This is a genomic window from Pseudomonas sp. (assembly GCF_026224925.1).
Classification (GTDB): Bacteria; Pseudomonadota; Gammaproteobacteria; order Pseudomonadales; family Pseudomonadaceae; genus Aquipseudomonas.
On record NZ_JAMFRV010000571.1, the window covers coordinates 1 to 3192 of the forward strand.

Here is a 3192-nt window from a genome sequence, read left to right on the forward strand (position 1 = left end):
ACCGTTCGACAGCCACCCTCAGGGCTAGGCACTGCCGTTTGTTAGCAGTAAGTATCAACCTTCACTTTTCACCGGCGTACTTTGCCCAGTAGCCTAGAGCGTATTCACCAACCCGAACGCGGTCAGCGCCGCCACTGATGAAGGAGCACCGAGTAGTCGTCAAAACGACCAGCATGGCGTCGGCGCCCGCATGACTGAAACAGTCGCGCGCCGCCGCTTCGTTGCGTCAAACAAAAAATCGGCGATCACCGCGTGTGCCAGTCCGGGTCATTACATGCCGGGAGCCGGTAGGCCGCTCCTTATATCAACCCCCACTATACTCAGCAGCGACATCACGGGCTTCACGCTCCAACTTTTCGACGGCAGGCTCATTCCCTCCATATCCCACCCTGCCGGCGTGCAGCAGCGCCTTCGATGTTGAGCAGGCACACCTGGTGCGGCATCTCATCGAGCAAGGCGAACTGGTCGCCCTGAACCTGCAACGGCCCTTCGCTGCCAGCCCGTCCTGCGTGGCGTGGAACCAGAACAAGCATTCGCCGGCCATGGCCTAGCTGCTCGATTACCTGGGAGGATACTGAGACGATGAATCAGGAATGGCTGAATGGAGCGCAGGTTTTTCCGAGTGACAACGATCTCTAGCATGAGCACCGGCAAATATCTCGAACTCGCAACGTACCACTGCGTCCAATGAGTAGGTCAATGGAGGTACCTGTGGAATACAAGGTTTGGCTGGAAGCCTAGGCCCAGCGCAATGTTGATTGCCTGCGCAGCTAGATCGATCGTGGCTTGCTTGCGCCAGTTGACCAGGAGCATTTGATGATTTTCATCTGGTCAGCAACCCGGACCTATACCAATCTCGGTTGGCAGATGTTGCTCATTACCGAGATAGCGAATTCTTTTTCATGAAGATAAAGAGCGTCTTTGCCACCATCATGGATTGATCAAAAAAATGCCCCGAAAATTCAGGGCACTCATCATTCATCACACAGTCATGCCACAGCCGCCGTTAGAACGGATAAGCGCGACGCTTGTGCTGCACCGAAATCCAGTGATCACTGGTCAACTCAGCGATGATCCAATCGCTATTGAATCGCCCAATACCACTATTTTTCTCGCCGCCGAACATGTTGTTCGGATCATCGTTCACCGAGATGTCGTTGATGTGCGTCATGCCGGCCTCAATTTGCTGCGCAAAGCGTAAGCCCCGGCCTTCGTCTTTGGTGAATACCGCCGAAGAGAGCCCAAACTCTGTCTGGTTCGCCAGCTCCAGTGCGTGAGCTTCATCGCGAGCCGTGATGATCGGTGCCACCGGGCAAAACTGCTCGGCCTGGGCCAAGTCGCTCATGTTGTCCACATTTACGAAGACGTGCGGTGGCAGGACCTGCCCCATCGCCGCGCCACCCAACAGCATCTCGATACCCTCGGCCTTAGCCGCTTCTATCCGGGCCACTGCGCCCTCCAACTGGCGACGGTTGATCAGCGGGCCAATGACTGTATCTGCAAGGTCAGGATCGCCGACTTTCAACTGGCGAACGCGCTCGACAAACGCTTCGACGAAATCCTTTTGCAACGAGGCGTCGACGATAATCCGGTTACTGCTCATGCAGATTTGACCTTGGTGCAGGAAGCGCCCCACAACGGCGGCGTGCACCGCCAGATCGAGGTCCGCGTCATCAAGCACCACGCAGGGAGCATTCCCACCCAACTCCAACCCGACTCGCTTGAGCGTCGGGCCTGTGACTGCCAACGCGCCAATGTGCCGCCCGACCCGAGTCGATCCCGTGAAGGAGATGAATTTTGGAATCGGGTGCAGGGTAAAGGCATCACCCAAATCAGCCACGTCTCCCACGACCACGTTCAAAACTCCCGGCGGAAAACCGGCCTCTTCGTAAATTTTCGCCAACAACAAACCACCGGTCACCGGCGTATCGTCGGCAGGCTTCACGACGACGGCGTTACCGAGTGCCAGTGCTGGTGCGATAGACCGATTGGAAAGGTGCATCGGCCAGTTCCAGGGACTGATAACCCCGACCACACCCAGTGGTTTACGGTAAACGCGGCTTTCTTTGTCGGGGGTGTCGATTGGCAGAATGCGGCCGACGACTCTCGAAGGCATGGCCGCGGCCGTGATCATGGTCGAACGTACCGCTGACCACTCGATTTCGGCTTTGGTACGCGTGCTGCCTGACTCACGAATCAACCAGTCGACAATTTCTTCGTGCCTGGCTTCCAGTACGCTAACGGCGCGCATGAACAAGGCTGAGCGCTCATTAGGTAACGTCTGCGCCCATGCTTTCTGCGCGGTTGCTGCCGCCTGGTAGGCGTCGTCGAGGTCGCTAGCATCACCCAGCGAAAGCTCGGTCAGCAGGGCGTTGTCATAAGGGTTGCGGTTCTCCAGGACCTTGCGCGTACTTCCGGAACGCCAGGCCCCGGCGATGTATTGGCCAGTAAAGTTTTGCCACGGTGTTGGGCGGTCAGACATGGGTGTTCTCCGGTTGATTCAAAGTAGGTCAGCGCCAGTATTCTTCTTGCTTGCCAGCCTGGAAGTCGCGAGGTTTGCCAATTGCTGGTGCAGTGCAAGGGTGTGATGTTCATCAGTTCGGTGGTGAGCGAAAAGCTGAGCAATCGCTGCGCATTCGAACGCAGCAATGAGCCGTGGAGAGGCCTTTTTTTCGAGGCTGATCAGACTTGTCAGAAGACCCCTGACTTGATCATAAATTCGTGCCTGAGCAGGTGGGGCAGGTGTATCCGAGATCTTCAGTGCGAGCCGCGCAATGCGCTTGCACAGGCGCTTGCGCTGGGAGCCTGGCGATGAAGGAACCAACCATCGGTAGGTCAGCACGGCAGTGAACACCCCGCCCAGAATTGCCAACATCTGCAACAGGGTATGTCTAAGGGATGTGTCTGCCTGCAATCCAGGTTGAGCGATTAACAAAAAGGTCATGTTCAGGTCGATGGCCAGTTTTGCTGTACCGGGCCGAGCCATGAGCAACGCTCCGATCATCAAAAACGGTGCGATAACCAAGGCCAGCTCCCACACTGTTCCCACTTCAGGTAACAGCCAAAAACGGCAGATCACGCCAAGAACGGCTCCAGCGGTCGAGCCAACAAGTACGTCTTTTAACGCCGCACTGGCGTGGCTATGGCTGGAGAACAGCGAGGCGAACAACACGGCCGTCATGACCATCATTG

Annotated in this window: 2 protein-coding genes and 2 pseudogenes; 2 read left to right on the top strand and 2 right to left on the bottom strand. The window is 56.7% G+C overall.

The window, feature by feature from the left end; translation table 11 throughout:
• Positions 1 to 446: 446 nt before the first annotated feature.
• Positions 447 to 639: pseudogene (locus M0974_RS23890) on the top strand (LysR family transcriptional regulator); the annotation flags it as partial.
• A gap of 90 nt (positions 640 to 729) precedes the next feature.
• A pseudogene (locus tag M0974_RS23895) lies at positions 730 to 882 on the top strand (TetR family transcriptional regulator C-terminal domain-containing protein); the annotation flags it as partial.
• A gap of 124 nt (positions 883 to 1006) precedes the next feature.
• Here M0974_RS23895 and M0974_RS23900 read toward each other — a convergent pair.
• Together M0974_RS23900 and M0974_RS23905 are read right to left on the bottom strand one after the other, a co-directional pair.
• The gene (locus M0974_RS23900; RefSeq protein ID WP_297842764.1) at positions 1007 to 2482 is read right to left on the bottom strand and encodes an aldehyde dehydrogenase family protein; all 1476 of its coding nucleotides are present in this window, start codon (positions 2480 to 2482) and stop codon (positions 1007 to 1009) included.
• 18 nt (positions 2483 to 2500) lie between these two features.
• On the bottom strand, positions 2501 to 3192 hold a 692-nt coding region (locus M0974_RS23905; RefSeq protein ID WP_297842767.1), incomplete at its 5' end, for an FUSC family protein.

Bases quoted from the DNA above. Each gene is read 5' to 3' on its own strand.
- M0974_RS23900 (WP_297842764.1), bottom strand. From the start codon at position 2,482: ATGTCTGACCGCCCAACACCGTGGCAAAACTTTACTGGCCAATACATC.